Below are 2,352 nucleotides of genomic sequence, written 5' to 3' on the forward strand. Positions count from 1 at the left end.
GTAATCGCGCGCCGAGGCCAGCATCGCGCCCCACTCCGCCTTGGGCGGCTGCACGCCGAGGCCGAGAAAGCCGAGCGCGGCCGCATCGAGAATCGCCGACGAAAAGCCGAGCGTGGCCTGCACGATGAGCGGCGCCGTGCAGTTGGGCAGCACCTGCGAGAACATCAGCCGCAGCGTGCCGGCGCCGGCCACGCGCGAGGCGGTCACGTACTCCTTGTGCAATTCGCCGAGCGCCGAGCCGCGCGTGAGACGCACGTAGCCGGGCAACGCGACGATCGCGATGGCGAACATCGTATTGGTGAGGCCCGGGCCGATGATCGCGACCACGGCCACCGCGAGCAGCAGCGAGGGCAGCGCGAGCAGCACGTCCATCAGACGCATGATGGGCGTGTCGGCCCACTTCTCGAAGAACGCGGCTACGAGCCCGAGCACGACGCCCGGAATCAGCGCGAGCACGACCGACACGCAGCCGATCCACAGCGAGAGCCGCGCACCGTACATCAGGCGCGAGAGGATGTCGCGGCCCGCTTCGTCGGTGCCGAGAATGAACTTCCAGTTGCCGCCGTCGAGCCAGGCGGGCGGAATCTTCACGAAGTCGCGGTATTGCTCGATGGGGCTGTGCGGCGCGATCAGCGGTGCGAAAACCGCCAGGAAGACGAGCAGCAGCACGATCACGCCGGCGCCCACGGCGCCCTTGTTGCGCGAGAAGTTCGCCCAGAATTCGCGCAGCACGAGCGCGCGGCCCGAGGGCGGCGTGACGGCGGCGGGCACGGTGTTCTGAATATCAGCCATCATGCCTCCACGAATCGATGAATGGTTTGCGGGGTTTGCATCGTCATGGCGTGATTACCTCGTATGTCGAATGCGCGGATTGAGCACGCCGTACAGCAGATCGACGAACAGGTTCACGACGATCACGAGTGTCGCGATCATGAGAATGCCGCCCTGCACCACCGGATAGTCGCGCCGGCTGATCGCATCGATCAGCCATTTGCCGATGCCGGGCCACGAGAACAGCGTTTCGGTGAGCACGGCGCCCGCAAGCAGCGTGCCGACCTGCAGGCCGATCACGGTCACCACGGGAATGAGCGCATTGCGCAGCGCATGCACGACGATCACGCGCAACGGCGAGAGGCCCTTGGCGCGCGCGGTGCGGATGTAGTCCTCGCGCAGCACTTCGAGCATGGAGGAACGCGTCATGCGCGCGACCACCGCGAGCGGAATCGTGCCGAGCACGATCGCGGGCAGGATCAGGTGCGAGAGCACCGACCTGAACGCGCCTTCGTCGGTGCCGGGCAAGAGCGAGTCGATCAGCATGAAGCCCGTCACGTGCGGAATGTCGTACTCCACGGCGATACGCCCCGAGACCGGCGTCCAGCCGAGCTTGGACGAGAACACCATGATGAGGATGAGCCCCCACCAGAAGATCGGCATCGAGTAGCCGGTGAGCGCGGTGCCCATCACGCCGTGATCGACGACGGTGCCGCGCCGCAAGGCCGCGAACACGCCGGCGGGCAGACCCACGATGAGCGCGAACATGAGCGCGCACAACGAGAGCTCGACGGTGGCGGGAAAGCGCGCGAGGAATTCGCCCATCACGCTCGTGTTGGTGATGATCGAAGTGCCGAGATTGCCGTGCATCGCGTGCCAGACGTAGTGCACGTACTGTATCGGCAGAGGCTCGTCGAGCCCCAGGCGGTGCATCGCCTCGGCATGCATTTGAGGATCGACGCCGCGCTCGCCCATCATCACTTCGATGGGGTCGCCCGGAATCAGGTGGATGAGCGCGAACGCGAGCAGCGTGATGCCAATGAACGTAGGTATCACCATGCCGACGCGGCGCAATACGAAGCGGAACATGTGGTGTTCCCCCAAAGCCTGGAATGAAACGCAACCGGCGACAGGGGCTCGTGACCCCGGTCGCCGGACCTTATTTCGACAGTTTTCAGTGTAGGTGTTGACTGAGCGAAAGTGAGTGGAACACTACGCGACAAACATTACTGCATGCCGACGCCGTCGAAGCGCGCGTAGCCAAGCGGCTCGATGCGCATGTCGATCACCTTCTTGCTGACCGGCTGATAGACGGTCGAGTGGGCGATCGGCGAGAACGGCAGTTGCTGCGCGAAGATCTGCTGCGCCTGCATGTAGTACTTCGTACGTTGTGCCTGGTCCGAGGTCTGGCGGCCCTTCTGGACCAGCTCGTCGAACGGCTTGTAGCACCACTTGCCGAAGTTGTTGCCGTTCACGGCATCGCAGCCGAGCAGCGTGCCGAGCCAGTTGTCCGGGTCGCCGTTGTCGCCCGTCCAGCCGATCAGCATGGAGTCGTCCTCGCCCGCGTGCGCGCGCTTGATG

2 protein-coding genes and 1 pseudogene are annotated in these 2,352 nt (G+C 64.9%); all 3 read right to left on the reverse strand.

Features of this window, described 5'->3' with window-relative positions:
• Nucleotides 1–792 (reverse strand): ABC transporter permease subunit (locus EYW47_RS33320; protein WP_240764025.1); only part of this gene is annotated, 792 nt, incomplete at its 3' end.
• Nucleotides 793–846: 54 nt separating this feature from the next.
• Nucleotides 847–1,860, reverse strand: coding sequence for an ABC transporter permease subunit (locus EYW47_RS33325; protein ID WP_133199075.1), 1,014 nt, complete (start codon nucleotides 1,858–1,860; stop codon nucleotides 847–849).
• Between the two features lie 137 nt (nucleotides 1,861–1,997).
• Nucleotides 1,998–2,352: pseudogene (locus EYW47_RS42210) on the reverse strand (ABC transporter substrate-binding protein); the annotation flags it as partial.

This window comes from Paraburkholderia silviterrae (assembly GCF_004353915.1).
Classification (GTDB): Bacteria; Pseudomonadota; Gammaproteobacteria; order Burkholderiales; family Burkholderiaceae; genus Paraburkholderia; species Paraburkholderia silviterrae.

Coding starts and splice junctions, on each gene's coding strand:
- EYW47_RS33325 (WP_133199075.1), bottom strand. CDS start 1,860: ATGTTCCGCTTCGTATTGCGCCGCGTCGGCATGGTGATACCTACGTTC.